Source organism: Sphingobium sp. CCH11-B1 (genome assembly GCF_001556865.1).
Classification (GTDB): domain Bacteria; phylum Pseudomonadota; class Alphaproteobacteria; order Sphingomonadales; family Sphingomonadaceae; genus Sphingobium.
Map to the genome: position 1 here is coordinate 1 of NZ_LSJY01000177.1, position 23296 is coordinate 23296.

At 63.1% G+C, this 23296-nt stretch carries 13 protein-coding genes and 1 pseudogene; 7 read left to right on the forward strand and 7 right to left on the reverse strand.

Features of this window, described 5'->3' with window-relative positions:
* Positions 1 to 1345 (forward strand): annotated as a pseudogene (locus AX724_RS17750) (DUF4175 domain-containing protein); the annotation flags it as partial.
* Between the two features lie 2 nt (positions 1346 to 1347).
* Complete coding sequence (locus AX724_RS17755; RefSeq protein WP_331711459.1) at positions 1348 to 3132, forward strand: carboxypeptidase regulatory-like domain-containing protein; 1785 nt, start codon at positions 1348 to 1350, stop codon at positions 3130 to 3132.
* On the opposite strand, the gene AX724_RS17760 is transcribed toward AX724_RS17755, so the two are convergent.
* Positions 3117 to 3566, reverse strand: a complete 450-nt coding sequence (locus AX724_RS17760; RefSeq protein ID WP_066769015.1) for a hypothetical protein — start codon at positions 3564 to 3566, stop codon at positions 3117 to 3119. The genes AX724_RS17755 and AX724_RS17760 overlap by 16 nt on opposite strands.
* 128 nt (positions 3567 to 3694) lie before the next feature.
* Between AX724_RS17760 and AX724_RS17765 the strand changes: the two genes are divergently transcribed.
* Positions 3695 to 4366, forward strand: a complete 672-nt coding sequence (locus tag AX724_RS17765) for a spermidine synthase (RefSeq protein ID WP_066769017.1) — start codon at positions 3695 to 3697, stop codon at positions 4364 to 4366.
* A 10-nt stretch (positions 4367 to 4376) separates the two neighbouring features.
* Here AX724_RS17765 and AX724_RS17770 read toward each other — a convergent pair whose 3' ends face one another.
* The 4 genes from AX724_RS17770 to AX724_RS17785 all read right to left on the reverse strand — a co-directional run bounded on the left by AX724_RS17770 (position 4377) and on the right by AX724_RS17785 (position 10768).
* Positions 4377 to 7613 (reverse strand): error-prone DNA polymerase, encoded by a 3237-nt coding sequence (locus AX724_RS17770; RefSeq protein ID WP_066769018.1) that lies wholly within the window; start codon positions 7611 to 7613, stop codon positions 4377 to 4379.
* On the reverse strand, positions 7610 to 9163 hold the full coding sequence (locus AX724_RS17775; RefSeq protein ID WP_231736741.1) for a Y-family DNA polymerase: 1554 nt from the start codon (positions 9161 to 9163) through the stop codon (positions 7610 to 7612). Before AX724_RS17775 ends, AX724_RS17770 begins: the two co-directional genes overlap by 4 nt.
* Positions 9066 to 9791: an ImuA family protein gene (locus tag AX724_RS17780; RefSeq protein WP_156448149.1), complete on the reverse strand. Its 726-nt coding sequence runs from the start codon at positions 9789 to 9791 to the stop codon at positions 9066 to 9068. The genes AX724_RS17775 and AX724_RS17780 overlap by 98 nt, the downstream gene beginning before the upstream one ends.
* Before the next feature lie 179 nt (positions 9792 to 9970).
* Complete coding sequence (locus AX724_RS17785) at positions 9971 to 10768, reverse strand: polysaccharide deacetylase family protein (RefSeq protein WP_066769024.1); 798 nt, start codon at positions 10766 to 10768, stop codon at positions 9971 to 9973.
* Between the two features lie 789 nt (positions 10769 to 11557).
* On the opposite strand from AX724_RS17785, the gene galA reads away from it, so the two are divergent.
* A complete protein-coding gene (galA, locus tag AX724_RS17790) occupies positions 11558 to 14323 on the forward strand; it encodes a beta-galactosidase GalA (RefSeq protein ID WP_231736742.1) in 2766 nt (921 codons plus the stop codon).
* A gap of 129 nt (positions 14324 to 14452) precedes the next feature.
* On the opposite strand, the gene AX724_RS17795 is transcribed toward galA, so the two are convergent.
* Entirely contained in the window at positions 14453 to 15220 is a 768-nt protein-coding gene (locus AX724_RS17795; RefSeq protein ID WP_231736743.1) for a FadR/GntR family transcriptional regulator, read from the reverse strand.
* Positions 15221 to 15588: 368 nt separating this feature from the next.
* On the opposite strand from AX724_RS17795, the gene AX724_RS17800 reads away from it, so the two are divergent.
* Complete coding sequence (locus AX724_RS17800; protein WP_066769031.1) at positions 15589 to 17466, forward strand: glycoside hydrolase family 97 protein; 1878 nt, start codon at positions 15589 to 15591, stop codon at positions 17464 to 17466.
* 69 nt (positions 17467 to 17535) lie between these two features.
* On the opposite strand, the gene AX724_RS17805 is transcribed toward AX724_RS17800, so the two are convergent.
* On the reverse strand, positions 17536 to 19605 hold the full coding sequence (locus tag AX724_RS17805; protein ID WP_231736744.1) for a glycoside hydrolase family 2 protein: 2070 nt from the start codon (positions 19603 to 19605) through the stop codon (positions 17536 to 17538).
* A 221-nt stretch (positions 19606 to 19826) separates the two neighbouring features.
* On the opposite strand from AX724_RS17805, the gene AX724_RS17810 reads away from it, so the two are divergent.
* Both AX724_RS17810 and AX724_RS17815 read left to right on the forward strand, forming a co-directional pair.
* Complete coding sequence (locus tag AX724_RS17810) at positions 19827 to 22190, forward strand: glycoside hydrolase family 3 protein (RefSeq protein ID WP_197421625.1); 2364 nt, start codon at positions 19827 to 19829, stop codon at positions 22188 to 22190.
* Between the two features lie 25 nt (positions 22191 to 22215).
* The gene (locus AX724_RS17815) at positions 22216 to 23241 is read left to right on the forward strand and encodes a beta-galactosidase (RefSeq protein ID WP_156448150.1); all 1026 of its coding nucleotides are present in this window, start codon (positions 22216 to 22218) and stop codon (positions 23239 to 23241) included.
* The last annotated feature ends 55 nt before the right edge of the window (positions 23242 to 23296 follow it).

Here is a 23296-nt window from a genome sequence, read left to right on the forward strand (position 1 = left end):
CATCGACGCCCCGCCGCAGATCAAGATATTAAGTCCGGAACAGTCCCTCAGCATCGTGCAACCGGGGCAACGCAGCTGGAGCCCGGTCTTCGTAGCGACGGACGATTATGGCGTCGCTCCCGTGGCGCGCCTGCGAGTCACGCTGGCCATGGGCGAAGGCGAAAATGTGCGCTTCACCGAGCGGGAAATCCCGATCAACGGAATCGGTTCGACGAAGGAGCGCCGGTTCGCGCCCGCGCTTGCCTTTGGCCAATTTGGCTTTGTCGCCGGGGGCGACATGGTGGTGCAGCTCATTGTACGCGACAATCGCGCGCCCGCGCCGCAGGAAATGCGCGGCCCCAGCCTGGTCCTGCGCTGGCCTTCCCCAAAGCAGCCCGAAAGCAGCGGCTTGACGGGCATGGTGAACACCACCCTGCCGGCCTATTTCCGGAGCCAGCGGCAGATCATCATCGATGCCGAAGCGCTGATAAAGCAGCGGCGCGCGCTATCGGGCGATCGATATCTCAAGCGTTCGACGGCGATCGGGGAAGATCAGCAAATCCTGCGCGGACGTTACAGCCAGTTCCTGGGCGGCGAAGAGAAAGGCGAACGGCAGCTGCCCACAAGCGATGATCATACGGACGGCGACGGTCACGACCATGGCGATGGTCATACCGATGGCGACGGTCATGATCATGGCGGTGCCCCCGCCACGCCCTCGGTCGGCTTTGGCGCGCCGGAAGACGTGCTGGCCGAATTCGGTCATCCCCATGACGATTCGCCCGCGTCCAGCCTGGCCCCTGAAACGCGGGCAATATTGAAACAGGCGGTGGACGAGATGTGGCAGTCGGAGCGCGAACTGAAGCTCGGCCATCCGGATCTTGCGCTGCCTTACGCCTACAAAGCGCTGCGCTTCATCAAGGAGGTGCAACAGGCGACCCGCGTCTTCCTGTCGCGCGTCGGGCCTGAGCTGCCGCCGATCGACCCCACTCGGCGCATGACAGGCAAGCGGGAGGGTATCGCCGGCGCAGCGCTCCCTGTGTTTCCGGTCGAGCGCAACGATGGTCCCGCTGCCGCCGCATGGCGCGCATTGGGGGACGGCCCCGATGCCATACCGGGCCCGATCGATCTCGGTCCGCTGGACAGGTGGGTTCGCGCCAGCGCCGCCAGAGTGCCGGACGCGCTTGCACTCAGTGGAGCGATCGACGCCGTTCGTCAGGAGCCCGGCTGCACAAGCTGCCGCGCGAAGCTGCGCGCTCTGCTGTGGACGACCATGGAAAGGCCGCTGGGGCAATCGATCCGTCGCGCGCCTCCGAATGAGTCCGGACGGCGTTATCTGCGCGCCATCCAGGATGGATCGCGATGATCATGCAGTATCTTGTCGCTTTGATCGTCGGGATCGTCGCTGTTGTCGCCTGCCTTCGCTTGGTGATGTGGCATCGCCGCGCGACCCGAACCGGACAGGCTGCGCCGCGCAGGCTGGCCGCGCTGCTGGTCCTTCAGCCCTTGACATGCGCGCTGCTCTACTGCGCCCTGTTCCCACCAGCCGTGAGCGATGGCGCGCGTTTGTTGCGGGTGGCGACGGGGGGCACATCGTCCCTCGCCGCAGGTAGCCGGGAGCCATTCTTCACCCTGCCCGAGGCTTCGGCCGCCGGCGGAATAGGCGTCCCCGATCTCGGCACCGCCCTTCGCCGGCAACCGGGCGTTCAGACCGTCGAGGTCCTGGGTCAGGGTCTTACCCCACGCGATATCGACGCCCTGCCAGATGTCGCGTTGCGCTTCAGGCCGGGACGGCCGCCCGTTGGCATCATCGCCCTCTCGCCGCCGGGGACGGTCGCCCCGGGCGCGCGCTTCCTAGTGGGGGCCACGGTTTCCGAAGCGCGAGGAAGCATGATCGAATTGATCGATCCCGCCGGGCGCGTCACGGACCGGGGCGAACCTGACGCGGCGGGCCATGTCCTGCTCGCGGGTACGGCGCGCGCCGCAGGACCGGCGATCTTCACGCTGCGTCTGCGCAAGGATGGCAGCCTCATCGATCAAGCGTCCGTCCCCGTCCTGGTGGAAGGCGTCAAGGCACCCAGGCTCCTCATCCTTGCCGGCGCGCCGGGGGCCGAAGTCAAATTCCTGCGCCGCTGGGCGACCGACGCCGGCTATGACGTCACGACACAGATCAGCGCCGGCGGCGGCATAGTGTTGGGCGATGCGCCGGTGCGCCTGGATGCGGCGAGCCTTGGACGGTTCGATGCCGCGATCGTCGACGACCGGGTCTGGCCGGTGGCACGCGATGCGCTGATGACCGCCGTCCGGAGCGGCATGGGGCTGATACTGCATGCTGGCGGGCCGGCGGAGACGACCAGCATTGCTCAATGGCAAGCGCTGGGTTTCGATTTGAAGGGGACGACCCGGCTGGTGTCGCTGGCCTTGCCGGCGGCCCCGGCTGAACCGATTGCGCGCACCCGGCACGGCATCGCGAACGAAGATGTGCCGACCGACATCGCGTCGCCCGACGATGCCCTGCCCGACGTCAGCCGACTTGATCGAGTGCCCGGCGGGACCGGCACGGTGCCGTTGCTGGACGATAATGGCGGTACTGGACTGGCGGCGTGGCGGCAGGCCGGGATGGGACGCATCGCGCTGTTTACCGCGATCGACAGCTACGGCTTGATCCTGACCGGCCGGCGCGAACTGCATAATGACTGGTGGAGCGCTCTGCTGAATGCGGTATTGCGACCCGCCCCCCACACGGGGTTCGATCCCCATATGTCCTGGCAGGATGAACGCCTGACTCTGTGCGACTTGCAGGGTCCAGCGAGCGTGATCGCGCCGGACGGCAGGAAGGCGATGATGCTGCCCGTCCATGGCTGCGGCGCATATTGGCCGCGTGTTTCAGGCTTTCATCAGGTTCAAACGGGGGGGCAGATGCGGATCTTCTACGTCCATCCCCGCAATGAATTGGGAGCGGCGCGGCAGATGCGGGATCGAACCGCCACGATGTTGCGTGCATCGGACGGATCGCCAAATGCCAAGGCGCCCACCGGTGAGCGCGCGTCCCCCTGGATATGGTGGATCGGCTGGATGGCGGCGAGCCTGCTGCTGTGGTGGCTGGAGCGCAGCCGGCTGGGGCGGAAGGCCGTCCCTCAATCCGCCATGTAGAAATCGCGCAGCGCCCGCGCGTCATGCAGGGCGTTGTGGGGTACACGGCTGTTGGCCGCGGCACTGAAACCGGCCGCATTGATGAGTTCGAGACGCAGGCCGAAATCAACGCCCGCCATCTTGCCCGGTCCCGTCACCAGCAAAGCGCAGAAATGGGCGAGATCCTCCGGCCAGTCGGCGATGATGACGGGATCGCCGTCGCCTTCCAGATAGGCGGCGACATGATCGGCGGCCTCCACCCGATTGAGTTCAAGGTCGATGCCCGGCGGGACATGGCGCAAATAAGGTATGACATGCTTGGCGACCCACGGCTCGATCTCGTCCGGCAGGGGCAGGGAAACGTAGAATTCCTGATCGCCATGTTCCGGAACCAGCGCGACGCTGATCAGCGTGCCGCCGAAACCGTTGAATTCCGTATCGAGAAAATACCGCATGTACGAATGACTGTCTGCTCGCGAGGGAAGGATTATGTCGTCGGGAGCCTGTAGCATTTGCGTGGAGGAAGCCAAGCTGCCATGCGCCTGACGGCTGGCGGCAGGCCGGCGGATGGAAGGACAGGGTGATGATCCCGCGGGAATATCTCGGTTCGGCTCAGGTGCCGGGCGGTCAGGAACTGAAGCTCTACCGGCGTGGCACGGATCATATGATCGTTCTCGACCGCAACGAACTGATGAGCAGCCGCATGAGCGGTTCGGAAAAGCAGCTGGCGCTCATGACGATCGACCGGTTGAAGGGACGCACGGCGCCGCATCTGCTGGTCGGCGGATATGGCATGGGCTTCACCCTGCGCGCGGCGCTCGGCGCTCTCGACGGGGCGGCCGGCGTGACGGTGGCCGAACTTGTGCCGGAAATCATCGAATGGGCGCGTGGGCCGATGGTCGAATTGATGGCCGGATGCCTGGACGATCCGCGCGTCACCCTGCTGATCGAGGATGTGGTGCCGGTTATTGGCCGGGCGCGCGCCACCTATGACGCGATCCTGCTGGACGTCGACAATGGGCCGGACGGGCTGACGGCGGCGGCGAACGACCGGCTTTACTCGGCGGCGGGTCTGGAGGCGGCAAAGGCAGCGCTGAAATCCGGCGGCATATTGGCGGTGTGGTCTGCGGGATCGGACGACGCCTTCACCCGCCGCCTTCGCAATGCGGGGTTCCTGGTCGACGAAGTGGCAGTGAAGGCGCGCGACAATGGCAAGGGACCACGCCATGTCATCTGGTTCGCGCAGAAGCGGTGAGCCCGTAGTTTCAATGAAAATCGCGCGATTTTGGTAGTATTCGCACGTCCCTGGGGTGCCTTCGCGGCGACGGCGCGGCGCGGGGGTGGCCCGGATGGGTGACTTCGTCGCTGCGGCTCATCGGCTGTTCCTGCAGCCAGTCGAGCGCTCCGCTGGCATCCGTCACCCGGTCGACCATCAGGTGCACCACTTCCTCCTTGCTGCGCTGGACCGTCCCGTCAATCAGCATCAGGCGCGACGCCATCACCGCGCGCCGCTGCTTCTCCATCTCCCGCGCCCATAACAGAGCGTTGACGATCCCGCTTTCATCCTCGATCGTGATGAAGACCGCATTGCCCTTGCCCGGCCGCTGGCGGATCAGGACGACACCTGCCACCCGCACCTTCGCACCATCCTTCGCCGCATTGACCGCCGCGCAGTCGATCACGCCATGACGCGCGAAGCGCCTGCGCAGAAACTGCATGGGATGGCCCTTCAGTGACAGGCGATGGGTCTGGTAATCGATCGCGACTTCTTCCGACAAGGGCATGGGCGGCAAGGCGGCATCCGGCTCTCGCCCCAGTTCAGGAAGGTCTTGCGCGGCGAAGAGCGGCAATTGCATCGGCGGCACGCGTCGCGCCTCCCACCCTGCCTCACGCCGGTTTTGCCCTATGGAGCGCAGCGCGTCCGCATCCGCCAGCAAATGCAGCGCCCGCGCCGGCATGCCGGCCCGCCGCGCCAGATCCTCCATGTCGCGCACAGGGCTCGCTTCCCGCGTCGAGACCAGCGCCCTGGCCCATTCCTCGCGGAAGCCGTCGATCCGGTCGAAGCCAAGGCGCAACACCCGTTCGCCCTCCAGCCTACTGTACCAATGGCTCGCCTGGACATCGATGGGGCGCACTTCCACGCCATGCTCCTGCGCATCGCGCACCAGTTGCGCCGGGGCATAGAAGCCCATTGGCTGGCTGTTGAGCAGCGCGCAGGTGAAGACGGCGGGATAATGGCATTTCAACCAGGAGGAGATATAGGCGAGCCAGCCAAACGCCTGCGCATGGCTTTCGGGGAAGCCATATTCGCCAAAGCCCTTGATCTGCTCGAAGCAGCGTTCCGCGAAATCCAGTGGATAGCCCCGGCCGGTCATGCCGCCGATGAACTTCTCCTGCCATTTGTGCATGTCGCCACGATTGCGGAAGGTCGCCATCGAGCGGCGCAGGCCATCGGCTTCCTCCGGCGTGAACCTGGCGGCGACGATCGCGAGCCGCATCGCCTGTTCCTGGAACAGGGGCACGCCCCTGGTCTTTTCCAGCACTTCCTTCAATTCGAAAGGATGATCCGGTGGGCCGGGATAATCGGGAGATTCCTCCCCAGCCCTGCGCCGCAGATAGGGATGCACCATGCCGCCCTGGATCGGCCCCGGCCGCACGATCGCGACCTGGATAACGAGATCGTAAAGTTCCTTGGGCTTCATCCGCGGCAGCATCGCGATCTGGGCGCGGCTTTCGACCTGGAAAGTGCCGATGCTGTCGCCCTTCTGGAGCATGGCGTAAGTCGCCTGATCCTCTTTCGGCACCCTGTCCAGCGTCAGATCGCCCAGCCCATGCGCCCGCATCAGGTCGAAACTCTTGCGGATCGCCGTCAGCATGCCGAGCGCCAGAACGTCCACCTTCATCAGCTTGAGCGTTTCAAGATCGTCCTTGTCCCATTCGATGAAGGTACGGTCAGGCATCGCGCCATTGTGGATCGGCACCAGTTCATCGAGCCTGCCCTGGCTCAGCACGAAACCGCCCACATGCTGGGACAGGTGGCGGGGAAATTCGTAGAGCCGATCCGCCATCTCGCGCAGCCGGGCGAGTTCGGGATTGGCGGGATCGAATCCCGCCTCCGCGACCCGGCTTTCGGGCAGTCCCTCGCCGCCCCAGCCCCATACCGTGCCGGACAAGCGGGCCGTCACATCCTCCGTCAGGCCCAACGCCTTGCCCACTTCGCGCACCGCGCTACGCTGGCGATAGCGAATGACGGTCGCGGCGATGCCCGCCCGGTCGCGCGTGTAGCGGCGGTAGATATATTGCATCACCTCCTCGCGCCGCTCATGTTCGAAATCGACGTCGATATCGGGCGGTTCGCTGCGCTGTTCGGTCAGGAAGCGGGAGAAGAGCAGTTGCTGTTCGACCGGATCGATCGGCGTCACGCCCAGTAAATAGCAGACGAGCGAATTGGCGGCGGACCCACGCCCCTGGCACAGGATCGGCGGATCGAGGCTGCGGGCATAGGCGACGATGTCGTGAACGGTCAGGAAATAATAGGCATAGTTTTTCAGGCGGATCAGGTCGAACTCTTCCTTCAGCGTCTCACGGTAACGCGGCGGCAGACCGTCGGCAAATTTCTCCTTCGCCTTCTCCTGCACCAGATGCTCCAGCCAGTCCTGCGGCTCCCACCCGTCCGGCACAGGCTCATGGGGATATTCATATTCCAGCTGGTCCAGCGTGAAGCCGATGCAGGCGAACAGATCCTGCGTGGCGGCAATCGCTTCGGGGCAGGCAGTGAACAGCCGCGTCATTTCCTGCGGGCTTTTAAGGTGCCGTTCGGCGTTGGCGGCAAGGCGGCGTCCGGCCGTCTGCACCGTCAGCCCTTCGCGGATGCAGGTCAGCACATCCTGCATCGGCCTATCGTCGACTTCGGCATACAGCGCGTCGTTGGTGGCGATCAGCGGCACTTCGCATCGCGCCGCCAGTGCCTTGCGCCTTGCCAGCATGCGCGCGTCGCGTCCCTCCCGGTGCATCGTCGCGGCGAGCCAGAGGTGGGGCGTGGCTTCCTTCAACCGTGTCAGCAGACCGGCATCACCGTCCATCGCGATCAGCGCCATGTCCTGCGCATGGTCTATCAGGTCGCTCAGGATCAGTTCGCATTCGCCCTTGACCGTGCGGCGATTGCCCAGCGTCAGGAGGCGCGTAAGCCTTCCCCAGCCGAACCGCGTCCTTGGGTAGGCGACGATGTCGGGTGTTCCGTCAGCAAAGACCAGCCGCGCGCCGACGACCAGGCGCATCCCCGCGGCCAGTTGCCCCAGTTCCTTGATCGCCCGATGCGCGCGCACCACCCCGGCCACACTGTTGCGGTCGGCAATGCCAAGACCGGTCATCTTCAGATGCGCCGCCTGTTGCACCATGATCTGGGGATGGGACGCGCCGCGAAGGAAGCTGAAATTGGTCGCCGCGACGACTTCCCCGAACGGCGGCGTCGGCGCTTTCCCCTTCGCTTCTGCCGCGGTCATGGAAACAGCCCGTGCAGGTACCAGGCAATCTCCCCCTTCTCGCCGAACAGGCCGTGGCGGAACATCCAGTAACGGCGTCCCTCCTTGTCCTCGATCCGGTAATAATCGCGCGTTTGGCCGGCGCCGCCGGGCTGATGTCCCTGCCGCCGGCGCCACCATTCCGCACCGATCCGCTCCGGACCTTCAGCCAGGGTCACTTCATGCAGCTTGTCGCGCCAGCGAAAGCGCAGCGGCGGACCGTCAGGCACACCGGCGATCACCGCGACAGGTTGGGGCGGATCGAACATCAAGAGCGGGCGTGGCGGCCGATCCTGCGCCGGCCAAGCTGTGATGCGTGCCTGCACCGCGGGAACCGGTCGCTGCGAAAGCTCCGGAAGGTGGCGGTCACAGGGCTGAAGGCGCGTCACATTGCCGCTGCCGAGACGAATGGCGAGCCTGTCCATCAGGGTCATGACTTCCCGTTCGCTGGCGGCGCTGCCTTCGCCGTCCATCGCCTGCTGCCGTTCTGCCAGCGGTTCGACATGGGGAACCGCCAACAGAACCGCATCGAAACCGAAACCGGGATCCAGGGGATCCGCCATCCTGTCGATCCGCTCCCGCAAAAGGCGCAGCACCACGGCGGGATCGCGCACCGGCTGCCCGGTATCGATGGCAAGCCCCTGACGCGCGCCGTCACTTCGCAACAGGCGTATGGCGAAGCGCCGACCGCCCAGTTTGCGTGCCTCCATCTGCCGGGCGGCCTGTCCCAATAGCGATTCGATGACGTCCATCACATCGTCGGTGCGGGCGATGGGTTCGGGGAAGCGCGCTTCGGCACGGATCGGCACAGCGGGACGGGACGGCGAGACCGGGCTGGCCGCCCCTCCCATGATCTGGCGCAGCCGGGCGACCGCCTGCTCGCCGAAGCGCGCAGCGATCATTCCCATTGGTCGAGAAGCAAGATCGCCGATCGTGCGCAGCCCCGCCCGCCGCAGCGCCGCCAGCGCGGAATCCTCCAGTTCAAGCGCGGCGACCGGCAACACCGCCACATTTTCCTGCCGCCGCTCCTCCGCCGAGCGGGCATGGCGGGCCAGCGCCCGCGCCGCCACGGCATTGGAGCCGAAGGCATGGCGGCTGGCATGGCCAACGCTCTGCCGCGCCAGTTCGGCCAAGGCATCGTCCCCGCCGAACAGATGGGCGCAGCCGCTGATGTCCAGGATCAGGCCATCGGGCGGATCGAGCGCCACCATGGGCGTGAATTGCCGCATCCTCTCCAGCATTCGGCCAAGGTGCAGGGCATCGGCGGCAGGATCGGCCTGCTGCGTCACCAGATCAGGGCAGCGCGCTCGCGCATCGGCAAGCGTCATACCCACGACCAGCCCCTGTCTTGCTGCCCGTCGATCCACCGCCGTCAGGCGCAAGGCATTGCCGGTGCGGTGCACCAGCGCAAAGGGTACAGCATCCTCAGCCGGATCAGCTTGCTCCGCCGATCGCGCCCGTTCGCAGGAAAGAAAGGGGAACCACAGCGCCAGGCATCGCCTGTCGCGCGCCTGCATCCCGATATGTTCCATGTTCTTCATCCCATATCAGCCGCCAGCTTCTCCCTGCCCTCCCCCCGCGGTTACGGAGCAGTTCGACATGAATGGCAGGCCCTCCCGGCGCGTCTGCCTCCAAGGGAACCGACGGCGCGCTGGATATGGACCAGCGTGTCTGTGCAGCGCTCGATCGTGGCTCCGCCCCCACCCGCAACAGCATCACACAGCTTTTGGAGGCCTCCGCCGCCAGGACAAGGCGGCGGCTTGCGGTCAGATCATAATCGGCGAAGCGCCCCTCCGCCTGCATCAGTACGGCTGCGACGCCGCTGCATCGCACGGCATCGTGACAGGCGCGCAGCATGTCGACCTCATTGGCCGCCTCGACGATGGTCAACCGCTCCGGCGGAAACCCAAGCGCGCTCAGTCCGTCGCCGAAAAAAATCAGCGGCAGACTGGTCTTGCGCCGTACATGCAGGGCGAAGACCATCCCATCCCTGTCCCACTGCCCCATCGCGAGGGCGAAGGAAAGCGCAGCCGCCCTGCCTTCCCCTAAACAGTGGAGTTCGTGCAGCCTGCCCCTTTCCAGCAGCGGGATCGCTGACGGATCGGCGGACGCACCACCGTTTGCCGGACGGTCGCCCCTGATGGAAACAGGCTCAGACATGACGAATCGCTCACTATGTTCTTGTTATGTTCTTTATGAAAACGATCGTCCACCCTGAAAATGATAATGCCCCTGACTACGCTGCCAGAATGCTAAGGTGCGATTGAAACTTTTATGGCCGCTATCCTCACGGTTCCGGCCACATGCGCCGAGAGGTAGCGACCCTTTCCCATGTTTCTTCAATGGACGGCATATTCCATCACGGTCATGAGCGGCGCGACCCAAATGGTCGCCGCGTTTTGCTTCAGATAGGCCAGCAGTTGCGCATGCGCACCGCGGTTCACTTTCAGATAGTCACCGCCCACGCCATGGAAACCGATGATCAGCAAGCCGCCATTGCGCTCGGCTTTTTCGACCGCGGCAATCATGTCGGCTCCGCTCGCCTTTTCATCGAACCAGATGCAAGGCAGGTTCATCGGGTCGAACGCCCTTTCGCTCGCTCCTTCGGCACTTCGGGTGTAACGGACAAGACCGTTAGCCCGAAGGGCCGGGAGATAGTCCTGCCCCCCGGCCAGATGCTGTCCGCACGGCGTCGCCAGACCGTGTTGAAGCTTGCCGTCGATTGCCGTCAGCATGCTGTTCATGGCGCGGATTTCCGCGAGCATCATTTCCACGTCATAAGAATCGCTTGCGTCTAGCCTGCGCGCGGGGGGATAGCTGGCCTGCGGACAGGCGTGGCGAACCGTATGATTGCCAAGCTCATGGCCTGCCGCAGCCGCCGCGCGCCATCGTCCGATCTGGTCAGGTCGAATCTGGCTTCCGATCAGGAAAAACGTCCCTTTCAGACCAGCCGCATCCAGAGCGGGCAACGCGATGTCGAGTTGCGAGTCCAGCGAATCGCCATAGGTCAGAACGACAGCGGTCTTCCTGCCACCGGGCCAAGCGCCAGTTTGAACCTGCGCCTGGGCCTGCATGGCGAAAAGATACGCCCCCGCCAGAACCGAACCGAGCCGCAAAAGAGCGCCTAGCTTTCGCATTCAGAACCTCCCCTTACACATCCATTCGGCGACAACCCGCCCATCGCACCTTCAACTCAGACCACATCGTCGCAAGGCTTGTGCTTCCAATCTAATAACGGTTTGCCTTAGCGCGTTGACCGCCAGCAGCCTTCATTATACTCATACAAATACAATAGACAGAGGATTTATGATCGACATGCCCGCCATCGCCGATGCCCGAAAGACGCCAGCGTGAAGCTGCCCCGTCGCACTTTTATCGGCATTGGCGCCGCCATGGGCATGGCACCGGCGCTCGCCCATGCAGGGTCGCGCGACAATCTGCTGGGCCAAGGCGCGTCGCCGGAAGCGTTGAGAATGGCTTCCGTCAACCAGCGCGTGACAAGCGGTACGCCGCCCGTTTTCCTCCTCAGCACGGTCGATGACGGCGCCGTTCCCGCAGCGCACAGTCTTGCCATGTATGAAGCGATGCGGACCGCCGGACGGCCTGTGGCACCTCATATCTTCGAAACGGGCGGACACGGCTTCGGCGTGCGGCTGCCCTCCAGCAGCCAGCCTCGATCTGGCCCAGACTGCTTACGGCTTTCGCGGCCAGCCACGGCCCGATCCCGGCCTCCATGCCATAGCTCTCGCGCGGCAAGAGCAGTGAAGCCAACATATCGACCAGGGAATATATCATTTATGGAACGGCGTGCATTTCTTGCCTCCATCGGCAGCGTTGCTGCCATAACCCCTCTCGCTAAGGCCAGCGCTCGGGTTCCTCTTGATAAGGCCGGCCCCGATCTGCCGATGCCCCCGTCCCGTAACACCATGCCCCCGCGGCCAGAGCCGGACGAACCCGGCAAATTGCTGATCGACAAGGCCTGGCAATTTCACCAGGGGGACATCCCATTCCCGACGATAAAGGGCCATGGGTCGAGCTATGCAAACGCCAAGGCCGGTCAGGCCCCAGGCGCGGCGGCGATCAACTTCGACGATTCGGACTGGCCACTTGTCAATCTGCCGCATGACTGGGCGGTCGACATGCCATTCGACCCTGACGCGAACCCCTCGCAGGGCTATCGGCAGCGCGGCTATGCCTGGTATCGGCGGGCTTTGCGATTGGACCCGGCGGATCGCGGCAAATATCTGGAACTCCAATTTGGCGCTATAGCCACCAATGCCACGATCTGGGTCAACGGATCGGTCGCCGCTCATAATTGGAGCGGGTATAATTCCATCTATATCGACCTGACGCCGATGGCGCGTTTCGGCCACGATCTCAACAGCATTGCGATCCGGGTCGATGCGGAGAAGATGGAAGGCTGGTGGTATGAGGGTGCCGGCATTTATCGCCACGCCTGGCTGGCCAAGCGGCCGCCGGTGCATATCCAGACCGACGGCATCCACGCCGATCCGCGCCTCAGCGCCGATGGTCGATGGACCGTGCCGATCACCGCTTCGCTGTCCAGCATCCTCAAGGCCGATGCTCGAGCGACGCTGGTCGCCGCGCTCAGCGACGCGGATGGCCGCACCGTCGCCACGGGCAAGGTTGAAACAACGGTTCCGCCGCTGGGCAGTACCGAGGCGAAACTTGAGCTGGCGATCCCCTCGCCTCGTCTATGGTCCGTGGACGATCCCAATCTCTATACGCTGCGGCTTTCCCTTACTGGTCCAGGCGATACGGCTGATCGACGCGCGCTGCGGATCGGCTTTCGCACCGTCCGGTTCGATGCCGACAAGGGCTTTTTCCTCAATGGCGAACCGCTTAAGATAAAGGGCACCTGCAATCATCAGGACCATGCGGGCGTTGGCGTCGCGGTTCCCGATGCGCTGTGGGAATGGCGAATCCGCAGGCTCAAGGACATGGGCTCCAATGCCATCCGCTGCTCGCACCATGCGCCGCCGGTCGAACTGCTCGACGCCTGCGATCGTCTCGGCATGCTGGTCATGGACGAGAACCGCAATTTCAACGTCAGCCCCGACTATATGGAACAGTTGCGTTGGCTGGTGCGGCGCGATCGCAACCGGCCCAGTATCATCATGTGGTCGGTATTCAACGAAGAGCCGACGCAGGGCAGCGAGGCGGGCTATGAGATGGTCCGCCGCATGGCAAGCGAAGTGAAAGCACTCGATCCGAGCCGCCCCGTCACCGCCGCGATGAACGCGGGCCTCTTCACCCCGCACAATGTCAGTCAGGCGGTCGATGTCGTCGGCTTCAATTATCAGCCGGGACTATATGACCAATTTCACGCGGCGCATCCGGATGTGCCGATCACCAGTTCCGAAGACACCAGCGCCTTCATGACGCGCGGCGCGTTCCAGAGCGACCCCGCCAACCATGTCTTCGCTTCCTACGACGATGAGCGTTCGAGCTGGGGCAACACGCACCGCGAGGCGTGGAAGGCGGTCGCGACGCGTCCGTTCGTGGCCGGAGCCTTCGTCTGGACCGGCTTCGATTATCGCGGGGAACCGACGCCTTACGAATGGCCTTCGGCATCCAGCTTTTTCGGTATCATGGATCTGTGCGGATTTCCAAAGACCGCATATTGGCTGCACCGAGCCCAATGGATCGATGACCGGCCATTGCTCGATCTGGCCCCCCATTGGAACTGGGCCGGGCACGACGGCGAACCGGTCACTGTGATGGCGATGACCAATGTCGAACGGGTTGCGCTGTTCCTGAATGGGCGACCTTTGGGCGAAAAGGCGGTGGATCGGTTTGAGATGCCGCGCTGGCAAGTTCCCTGGGCGCCGGGCCGGCTGGAAGCGATTGGCTATCGCGCCGGACGACAGGTAGCCCGCGCCGCGGTCGAGACCACGGGCGCGCCCGTCGCGCTGCGCCTGACGCCCGACCGGACCGTCATGGCGGGCGACGGGGAGGATGCTCAGCCCATAACCATCGACGCCATCGATGGCCGTGGCCGCCACGTGCCCACCGCCCGACTTCCCGTCCGCTTCACGATTTCAGGTGGCACCATCATCGGCCTGGGTAATGGCGATCCGAACAGCCACGAACCTGAAAAGGGCGACCGCCGCAATTTGTTCAACGGGCTGGCGCAGATCATCGTACGAGCCGATGCCGGACGCGGACCGCTCCGCATCACCGCTCAGGCGCCGGGCGTCAAAACCGGGCAGGCGACCATCGCGCGCCTTGACGCCAACCCGCGGGCGCAGGTTGCGGCCACCCCATCGGTGCAGACGCTCGAAGGCTGGCGGCAGTCCCCTGCATCGACGGAGAAGCCCGATCCCATGCGCAAACCGATCGATTCGGACATGAACAGCTGGCTGTGGCTTGGCACGGGTCAGATCGAAGCGGCGCAGGGCGAAGGCAAGTGGATGTCGCTCCGCGCCACCTTCACTGCCCGGCGGCGGGTGCAGGCCAACGGAGGGATCTTGCGCTTCGGCGGCATCATCGGTCGCGCCGAAATCTGGCTCGACGGACACAAGGTCGCTGAGAAGACCGATTTTGCGGAGGCTCCGCTGGCGGTGACCGTGCCAGCGGGCAGCGAGGAACATGTCGTCGTGCTGCTGGTGGAAAGTCGCCCGAGCCTGATCGGCGGACTATCTCAGCCGGCGACCGTCGGAGCGGAATAGGGCCTCGACCCGATTGGGTTGAGGCTTTCGCGCTGCTGCACGGGAACCTCAAGTCAAGCTAGGCCCATAGCCCCAAAAGAGCGGGCCCGCCCCTCGAGACAGGACTTCTCATCCGATTTCGGGGACGGCCTATCGAGACTGGGCCACAATCGGCTTGGTATCCAGCAAGGCCAGATGAACCAGATCGGCCATGGCCTGGCGCGCCGCGTCCGGATCGCCGGCCTTGACGCATTCGAACACTCGGCGGTGATCGGGAATCGCATCGCGACGCAACGGCGCTACCCGATGCTTGAAAACGGTTGTCCAGGCGACCGCTGCGCTGACCCCGCCGGTAAGTGTCATCATGAAAGGATTTCCGGTGGCCTCAAGCAAGGCGGCGTGAAAATCCTTGTCCGCCTCACGACCGGCCTCCGTTGCCAGAGTGTGCCTGGTCATATTGTTGATCGCGGTTTCCATCCGCGTGACTTGCTCGTCGCTGCGCCGGACCGCCGCCAAAGCCGCAGCTTCCGGCTCGACAAAGCGACGAAGCTCGAAAAGGCTTTCAAGCAAGAAATCGCTGGGTTCGAATTCGAACATCCATTGCAGGACATCGGGGTCCAGCAGGTGCCATTTGTCCTGCGAGCACACCTTCGTTCCGGTTTTGGGCCGGGATTCGACCAGTCCCTTGGCGGACAATATCCGCAATGACTCCCGATAGGCCGTTCGCGAAATCTTCAACCGCTCGCTGGCATCGACCTCGCCAAGCAGCAATTCTCCGGGCCTATAGCGGCCCGAGACAATGGCAATGCCGATATCGCGCGCAATGGTGCCGTGTATGCGTAATCTCTTGCCGTCACCAACGGCGTCCTCCCGGGCGGCTGCCTTCTTCATCAACGACCTTTCCAGCGGATAGAGCATAAATACTATATAGGAGCCTCGTTGAGCGGGCCGTTACGCCATTTCTCTCAGCAAGGGAATAACTCTTAGAACATTGACAATCTCGCACAAGTGACCGGCATATATCTTTGCAGTCGCAGAACTACATGTTGACTGATAAAAATTAATTTTCATATACGTGCCAGTCGGGGTTACGGCAGCAGGACTTTGCTCGAAAGTCGTCTGATCTCGGAGTAGGCTTAAAGGTTCTCTCGACGCTTATCGCCATTCGCAGGCCCCAATTCCCGTTTGCCTGCAGATTTTGTCTGACATATAAGGGCATGGGACCAGATTCAGCTAATGGGTCGATATTCATCCCTCCATAACAAATGTAAACGGGAGATCAGACGTTGCTCACTTTCGCGCTCGCGGCCACGTCGGCAATCGTTATCGCCTCGCCGGACAAGTCGGTTGAAATGCGGATAGCGGCGGATGGCTTGACCTATTCGGTAACGCGCGGCGGCGAGACCATAGCCAAACAGGCGCCACTCGGGATCGTCCTGGCCGATGCCCCATCCTTCAAACCGCTGAAAACCATAAATGTTGAGCGGCGCTCGGTGAACAGGATCTTGCCGCTGATCGCGACAAAAGCGAGCCAAGCAGTCGATCGCTACAACGGCGCAACCATCCGCTTTCACGAGACCGGTCCGGCCGGGCGCATCCTCTCAATCGAGGCGCGCGCCTACAATGACGGGGTCGCGTTTCGTTATATAATCCCTGCGCCCGGACCAGTCGCAATTGCCGGCGAACGAACGGGCTACCGCCTGCCCTCCGGCGCTCACTGCCTGTTCACCGAAACCAGCGGCTCGCATGAGCGCGACTGGCAAGACCTGCCGGTTGCAACGCTCGATCCGGAGAAGCGCTATGATCATCTCGCGACCTGTGCCACATCTTCGGGCCGCAATCATTTCGCCATACTGCAGTCTGGGATCGAGGGCTATACCGGCTCGGTCCTGCGTCGCTCCGGCGACACCCTGCAAGTGGAACTCACCCCACGCAGAGACCGCCCGACGGTTGCCGTGCAGTCAAATAATGGCATGGAAACGGCATGGCGGGTGATAATGCTGGGCGATCGCGCCGGCGACCTCATCTCCTCCCAGCTCGTCGGCAATCTCGCCCGCCAACCGAGCGGTGACTTTTCTTGGGTGAAGCCCGGCAAGGCTGCGTGGGACTGGTGGTCAGGCCCCACGCAGAGCGCAAAGCCCACCATGGAACGCTTTCGCAAGTTCATCGACTTTGCAGCCGCTTCCGGCCTGCCCTATTTCCTGATCGACGCTGGCTGGGCGCTGAATTCGGGTGGATGTTGCGCTGCCAACAAGGACACGGACATTCTTCGCGCCGAGCCCGGCATCGATATCCCCGCGCTCGTCAAATATGCCGGCAGCAAGGGGGTCGACCTCTTGCTGTGGGTCCACTGGGAACATCTCGCGCCGCGCATGGAAGAGGTTCTCGATCAGTACAGGAATTGGGGCATCAAGGGAATCAAGGTCGACTTCATGGACCGTCAGGACCAGCAGATTGTCGATTTCTATACCCGCGCCGCACGCGAAACCGCCAAGCGCAAGCTCCTGCTCGACATGCACGCCGCTTTCCTGCCTGCGGGCATGCAGCGAACATATCCCAACTATATCACACAGGAAGGCGTGATGGGTGCGGAGTATGACAAGATCGCCTGGGGTGCCGTCACGCCGGCACACAATGTCAAGCTGGCCTACACCCGGATGCTGGCCGGCCCGATGGACTATACGCCCGGCGGCTTCCGCAATGGCGGGAAAGCCGCCGGCCCCAGCGACGGCTCGATGCCGGTCAGCCAGAACAGTCGCGGCCAGGCATTGGCCATGTACGTGGTCTATGACAGCCCGCTGCAGATGGTGTCAGACGCGCCGGAAGCCTATGCCAACGCCAGCGGGTTCGATTTCATAAAGATTGTCCCGACAGCGTGGGACGAAACCCGCTTCATAGGCGGCACGCCTGACAGCCACATCATTCTTGCTCGCCGCAAGGGACGCGACTGGTTCATCGGGGCGATGAATGCCGGCGAGGCGCGCACCGTCACGATCCCGCTGAGTCTGCTCGGCGCAGGCCGGTTCGAGGCGCAGCTTTGGCAGGACGGCGCCACGCCCAGCGAGGTGAAAAAGACATCCATGGCCGTAACAAGCCGCGATTCCGTGACCATCAAGATGGCTGAGGGCGGCGGCGGCGCTATCCAAATCCGCCCGGTTGACTGATCCGGCTGCAAGGTCCGGCAGCGTCACCTGCCCGGACTTTATTTGCTGACCTAAGTCCCAGAAATCCACCTACGGCTCGAGAGTCCAGACTGCGGTATCACGCAGCTTGCCGGACGATATTTCGATCCGGTTCTTGCCTGGGGCCAGTTCGACCCGATCCCAACGGGCGACATGATCGACTACCGCAACGCTGGGATAATCCCGACCGTTCACGGTCAGGCCGACCCGCTCCTGGTTGCTGTATGCGCGAACCGTGACCCGATTGGCCCGGCGGCGGTCATGTCGCCGCTCCGTAAGGTACAGTATGGGCTTTCCCGACCAGCTCGCCTGATACCAGAAATAGGCATCCTTGCGGACTGCGCGGTCATAGCTGACCAGGCCCTTGTCGTTGATCCCGGGCCGATCGCCTTCGTTTCTTCCATCAGACGCAAGGTCGAACGCGACCCAGACGAAGCTCCCCCAAAGATAGGACAGGTCGCGAATTTCGCGCCAGTTCTTCTCATGATACAGCGCCTGATATTGCTCAGGATGCCATCTGCTGGTGGTGACCGGCGGCCCGGGATCGCTTTCCTGAGCGAGAATGCCGCCCCCTGCGCCATATTCGCCAACAGCAAAGGGACGATCCGGGAAAGTCGCGTGAAATGCGCGCGCCCATTGGCCCAGTGATCCTTTCTGGTCAGGATACCAGCCAAAATAGCGATTGAACGCGCCAAGATCGGCAACCAGCGCCTTGGGCGAATTGTCGGCCTGGCAGCAGTGAGCGTAGGTGGTGGGGCGACCGGGGTCGGCTTCATGCGCAGCCGCCTGAGCGGTCGCGAGCACGCGGATCGCGTCCGCGCTGGCCTCATAAACTTCGTTGCCGATCCCCCACACCGCAACGGACGGATGATGCGCGTTCTGGGCGATCAGTTCGCGCATCTGTTGTTGGACGTTTGCTGCGAAGGGCTCACCGGGATCGATGGCGCTGTTCAGCGGTATTTCCGTCCAGACCAACAAACCGCGCCGGTCTGCTTCCTCATAGGCGCGTTGCGGATGCTGATAGTGCACCAGACGCACTCCCGTCGCACCCATATCGGCTATAATCGCCATGTCGCGGGTAACGTCGGCATCGCTAACGGCCGTTCCCTTGCCGGGTCGCTGCGCGTGAAAATAATTGACGCCGAGGATTCGGTAAGGTTGCCCGTTCAGCAGCAAGCCTCGGTCCGGCGTGACGACAATCGACCGGATACCGACCGGGAGTTCCACACGATCGCGCACGGCGCCGCGCGAATCCAGCGCGGTCGCGACCAAGCGATAGAGATAGGGATCAGCTATCCCGTTCCAAAGATGCGGCCTGGCAACTTCGAGCCTGATCTCGGCTTCTGCGAGGCCTCCTGCAGCGATGCTGATCTCTCCCGCGCCATCCGCGACTGTGCGGCCGCGCGCATCCCGGAGTTCGGCCCGGTACCGCGCCGTCTGTCCAGCCTCCGCATTCGATAGCCGCAGGCGCGCGACGATGGTGGCGGCTTCGCGCGTGACCCCGGGTGTGGCAATCGCAATGGCTGGCCCACCGAAATGCATCATGTCGAAATGAAGTGCGTCGGTTTCGATGACTGCGACCGGCCGATACAAGCCTCCGAAAACAGTAAAGTCGCCTCCGAGCGGCGCGACGTCGTGACGGCGGCTATTGTCCGTGCGCACCGCGATCCGGTTCAGACCCCGTACGAATGTGTCGGTTACATCGACGCGAAATCGGGCATAGCCGCCCTCGTGCCGACCGACCCGCACGCCATTTACCCAAATGTCGGCCACAAGGGCCGCGCCATCGAATTCCAGGAAGTATCGCCGTTGCTTGGACTTTTCGCGTAAGTGGAACGTCGTCCGATACCAGCCGACGCCGCGATAATAGGTGCCACCATCGTCGCCATCCGCGGCATTGTAGGTGTGGGGCACAGATATGCGCTGCCAACCCGAATCGTCGAAGTCCGCAATCCCGCCATTCATCACGTCGCCAAGGGTGAAGCGCCAGTTGGTCAGTACGGTTCGCGAGCGTCCGGAAGTGTGCGCAGCCGCGGCACTGTCCACGATGGGGGCCAACAGGCCCGCCACCAACAGGCAACCTATCATGCCAACCCATCGGATATACTGCCTTGTCGCCATTCATCCCGCTCCCGCTTCATCCATGTCGGAACGAAGTGAAAAACTTCACCTCCGTTGCGACCGACCTTGATAGCGCAGTTTGCATTTTGTAAGACAAATAGACAAGGGAAGGGACGGAGGGATTGTTTGAAATGAGAGTTTGCCACAAGAGGGCCGCGATTTTAGGCCTCTCGCTGCCATTTGCGTTTGCCGCAGCTAACGTTTTAAATGCCCAAACCCAGATGCGGGGCGTCGCCCATCCCGCCCAGTGGCCGCAGGCGCATAGTGCAGGCCTGATCAGCGAAGACACCGAAGCGAAAATCACCGCATTGCTGACCCAGCTATCGCTGGAAGAAAAAGTCGGACAGATGATTCAGGCGGATACTGCCTCGATCAAGCCGGAGGATCTTGTCAAATACCCCCTGGGGTCCATCCTTGCCGGGGGAAGTTCGCCACCGATCGGAGCGCCCGACCGCTCTGCTGCCGGGCCGTGGATCGCCACTGTCCACGCTTTCAACCAAGTCGCGATGCAGAAGCGCCCGGGCCATGTGCCAATCCCGATCATGTTCGGTATTGATGCGGTGCACGGGAACAACAATGTGGTCGGCGCGACGCTGTTCCCCCATAATATTGCGCTTGGGGCAGCGAACGAACCGGAACTGGTCCGTCGCATCGGCGCCGCATCAGCACAGGAGATCAGTGCCGCCGGGATCGACTGGGCCTTTGCTCCAACGCTGGCCGTTGTCCAGAATGACCGTTGGGGTCGCACCTATGAAAGCTATTCAGAAGATCCCTCGCTCGTCGCCGCCTATGCCGGCCGCATGATCGAGGGGTTGCAAGGCAAGCCCGGAACGGGGTCCATCCAGAACGGCCATGTCTCCGCCAGCGCCAAGCACTTCCTTGGCGACGGCGGAACCATCGATGGCATGGACCAAGGCAATACCGAGGTTTCCGAAAAGCAACTGATCGCCATACATGCGGCGGGTTATCCCCCGGCGATCAATGCCGGAACGCATACCATCATGGCGAGCTTCAACAGCTGGCAAGGCGTCAAAATGCACGGCAACAAGTCCTTGCTGACGGATGTTCTCAAGAAACGGATGGGCTTTGACGGGTTCATCGTTGGAGACTGGAACGGGCATGCCCAGTTGCCCGGCTGCACGGCAACCGATTGCCCGGCTTCGTTCAATGCGGGGCTGGACATGGCGATGGCGCCGGATAGCTGGAAGGGCCTGTTCGAAAACACGGTGAAGCAGGCGCGCGCAGGTGTGATCCCGATGGCTCGGATTGACGACGCTGTGAGGCGGATCCTGCGGATCAAGTTCAAGTCCGGGCTGTTCGATCCTGCTCGGCCGTTCGAGCAGCGCGCCGATCTGATCGGGGCGGCCGATCATCGCGCCCTCGCGCGGGAAGCCGTCCGCAAATCGCTCGTCCTGCTCAAGAATGACGGCGTGCTGCCGATTAAGGCTTCCGCGAACATTCTGGTCGCGGGCAACGCCGCGGACGATATCGGTCAGCAGTCGGGCGGCTGGACGCTTTCCTGGCAGGGGGATGGCAACAGCAATGCAGATTTCCCCAACGCGCAGTCGATTTTTTCCGGCGTCGCAGAGGCCATGAAGGCAGGTGGCGGCAGTGCGACCTTCAGCGCCGATGGCAGCTATGCGGCCAAGCCTGATCTGGCCATCGTCGTATTCGGTGAGAAGCCCTATGCCGAGGGCAGTGGCGACATCCGATCGCTGGAGTTCGAACCGGGCGACAAACAGGCGCTTGCGCTGCTCAAGAAATTGAAGGGTGCCGGCATCAAGGTGATCTCGGTATTTCTCTCCGGCCGCCCGATGTGGGTCAATCCCGAGCTGAACCAATCCGATGCCTTCGTGGCCGCGTGGCTCCCCGGAAGCGAGGGCGGCGGAATCGCCGATGTGATCGTCGGGGACGCGGCGGGACGCCCGCGCCAGGACTTCTCGGGTCGGCTATCCTTCAGTTGGCCCAAAACGGCCGCGCAGTTCGCACTCAACAGGAACCAGGCGGGCTATGATCCCCTGTTCCCCTTCGGATACGGACTGAGCTACGCCAAACCGGGCAAAGTTGGATTGCTCGGCGAGGTTCCGGGCATCGACGGCACGCCGGTCAACAAGAACCGCTATTATGTCGATGGTCGCGTTCAAAAGCCTTTTGCACTGCAGGTCGATCCGACCGTCACGCGCGTCCCGGTCGATTCGGCGGTTCGCCAGGAAGGCGCCATGCAGCTTAGCTGGCGATCCGCGGCCGGCAGGGCAACGATAGACGGGCAAGACATAGATCTTGGTTTCGAAACCAACGCCGACATGATGCTGCAAATGACATACCGGGTCGATCGCCCGGCAAGTGATAAGGTCACCCTCGCAATGGGGTGGGGCACGGTCGACGTCACCGACCTGTTGCGTTCGTCCGAAGGATGGAAAACGGCGCGGATCCCGCTCAAATGCTTCGCACAGCGCGGCGGCGGCGACATGTCGCATGTCCATCCTGCCTGGAGCCTCGCGACGACTGGCCCCCTGACCATATCCATCGCCAATGTGGAACTGACGACGCAGGCGCCCGGTGGCTTCTGCCCGCCGCTGAATTGAGGCCCGCCGGTAGGGGAGGAACGCCATGAAAGCCTTGAAGAAATATCCTGTTCTGTTGCTTGCGCTGCTCGCCGCGCCAGGTACGGCCCAGACCGAGCAAAACCCGATCCCGCGCCTCGAAAGCCGGGGAGGGAACCACGCGTTCATCGTCGATGGCAAACCGTTCCTCATGCTGGGGGCGCAGGTCAACAATTCGGCCAACTACCCCGACATGTTGCCAGAGGTCTGGCCCGCCATCCGGAAGATGCACGCCAATACGGTCGAGGTCCCGGTCGGGTGGGAACAGATCGAACCGGTGGAGGGGAAATTCGACTTTTCCTTTCTCGACGTCCTCCTTCCCCAGGCCAGGGCAAACAACGTCCGGCTTGTCCTGCTGTGGTTCGGAACGTGGAAGAACACTGCCCCTGCCTACGCGCCGGCCTGGGTCAAGCTCGACCAGAAGCGCTTCCCCCACATGATCAATGCCAAAGGCGAGGTCCATTATGCCCTGTCGCCGCATTATCGCTCGACCCTGGAGGCCGACAAGCATGCCTTCGTGAAACTGATGGAATATCTCAAGAAGAACGACCCGCAGAATACCGTGATCATGGTTCAGCCGGAAAATGAGGTCGGCTCCTATGGATCGGTCCGCGATTTTTCCCCTGTCGCGCAGAAGCTTTTCGATGGGCAGGTGCCCGCTCCGCTGCTCAAGCAAATGAAGAAGAAGCCCGGCACATGGCGTCAGGTTTTCGGCGGCGATGCCGACGAATTCTTCCATGCCTGGTCGATCGCCAGTTACATCAACGAGATCGCCGCGGCCGGGAAGGCGGTGAAAGCACTGCCGATGTACGTGAATGCGGCGCTGGCCGGCGCGTTCGGACGCCAGCCTGCGACGACCTATTCAAGCGGCGGGCCGGTGCATTTCGTCATTGACGTGTACAAGGCCGCAGCACCGGCTATCGATATCGTCGCGCCCGACATCTACACGCGCGACCACGCGGCCTACATGGCGTATCTCGACTTGTATGATCCGGGCCTTGTCAAGATCGCATTGAACGGTTCCTTCTGTTGACGCGTTGGGGGCCCCCACACGCAATGCTCAAGGATTGGCTTCATTCGTTCCGAGG

What these genes read in the sequence shown, in the direction of transcription:
- AX724_RS17755 (WP_331711459.1), top strand. Translation starts at nt 1,348, where the DNA reads ATGCAGTATCTTGTCGCTTTGATCGTCGGGATCGTCGCTGTTGTCGCC.
- AX724_RS17760 (WP_066769015.1), bottom strand. Translation starts at nt 3,566, where the DNA reads ATGCGGTATTTTCTCGATACGGAATTCAACGGTTTCGGCGGCACGCTG.
- AX724_RS17765 (WP_066769017.1), top strand. Translation starts at nt 3,695, where the DNA reads ATGATCCCGCGGGAATATCTCGGTTCGGCTCAGGTGCCGGGCGGTCAG.
- AX724_RS17770 (WP_066769018.1), bottom strand. Translation starts at nt 7,613, where the DNA reads ATGACCGCGGCAGAAGCGAAGGGGAAAGCGCCGACGCCGCCGTTCGGG.
- AX724_RS17775 (WP_231736741.1), bottom strand. Translation starts at nt 9,163, where the DNA reads ATGGAACATATCGGGATGCAGGCGCGCGACAGGCGATGCCTGGCGCTG.
- AX724_RS17780 (WP_156448149.1), bottom strand. Translation starts at nt 9,791, where the DNA reads ATGTCTGAGCCTGTTTCCATCAGGGGCGACCGTCCGGCAAACGGTGGT.
- AX724_RS17785 (WP_066769024.1), bottom strand. Translation starts at nt 10,768, where the DNA reads ATGCGAAAGCTAGGCGCTCTTTTGCGGCTCGGTTCGGTTCTGGCGGGG.
- galA (WP_231736742.1), top strand. Translation starts at nt 11,558, where the DNA reads ATGCCCCCGCGGCCAGAGCCGGACGAACCCGGCAAATTGCTGATCGAC.
- AX724_RS17795 (WP_231736743.1), bottom strand. Translation starts at nt 15,220, where the DNA reads ATGCTCTATCCGCTGGAAAGGTCGTTGATGAAGAAGGCAGCCGCCCGG.
- AX724_RS17805 (WP_231736744.1), bottom strand. Translation starts at nt 19,605, where the DNA reads ATGGCGACAAGGCAGTATATCCGATGGGTTGGCATGATAGGTTGCCTG.
- AX724_RS17810 (WP_197421625.1), top strand. Translation starts at nt 19,827, where the DNA reads ATGCGGGGCGTCGCCCATCCCGCCCAGTGGCCGCAGGCGCATAGTGCA.
- AX724_RS17815 (WP_156448150.1), top strand. Translation starts at nt 22,216, where the DNA reads ATGAAAGCCTTGAAGAAATATCCTGTTCTGTTGCTTGCGCTGCTCGCC.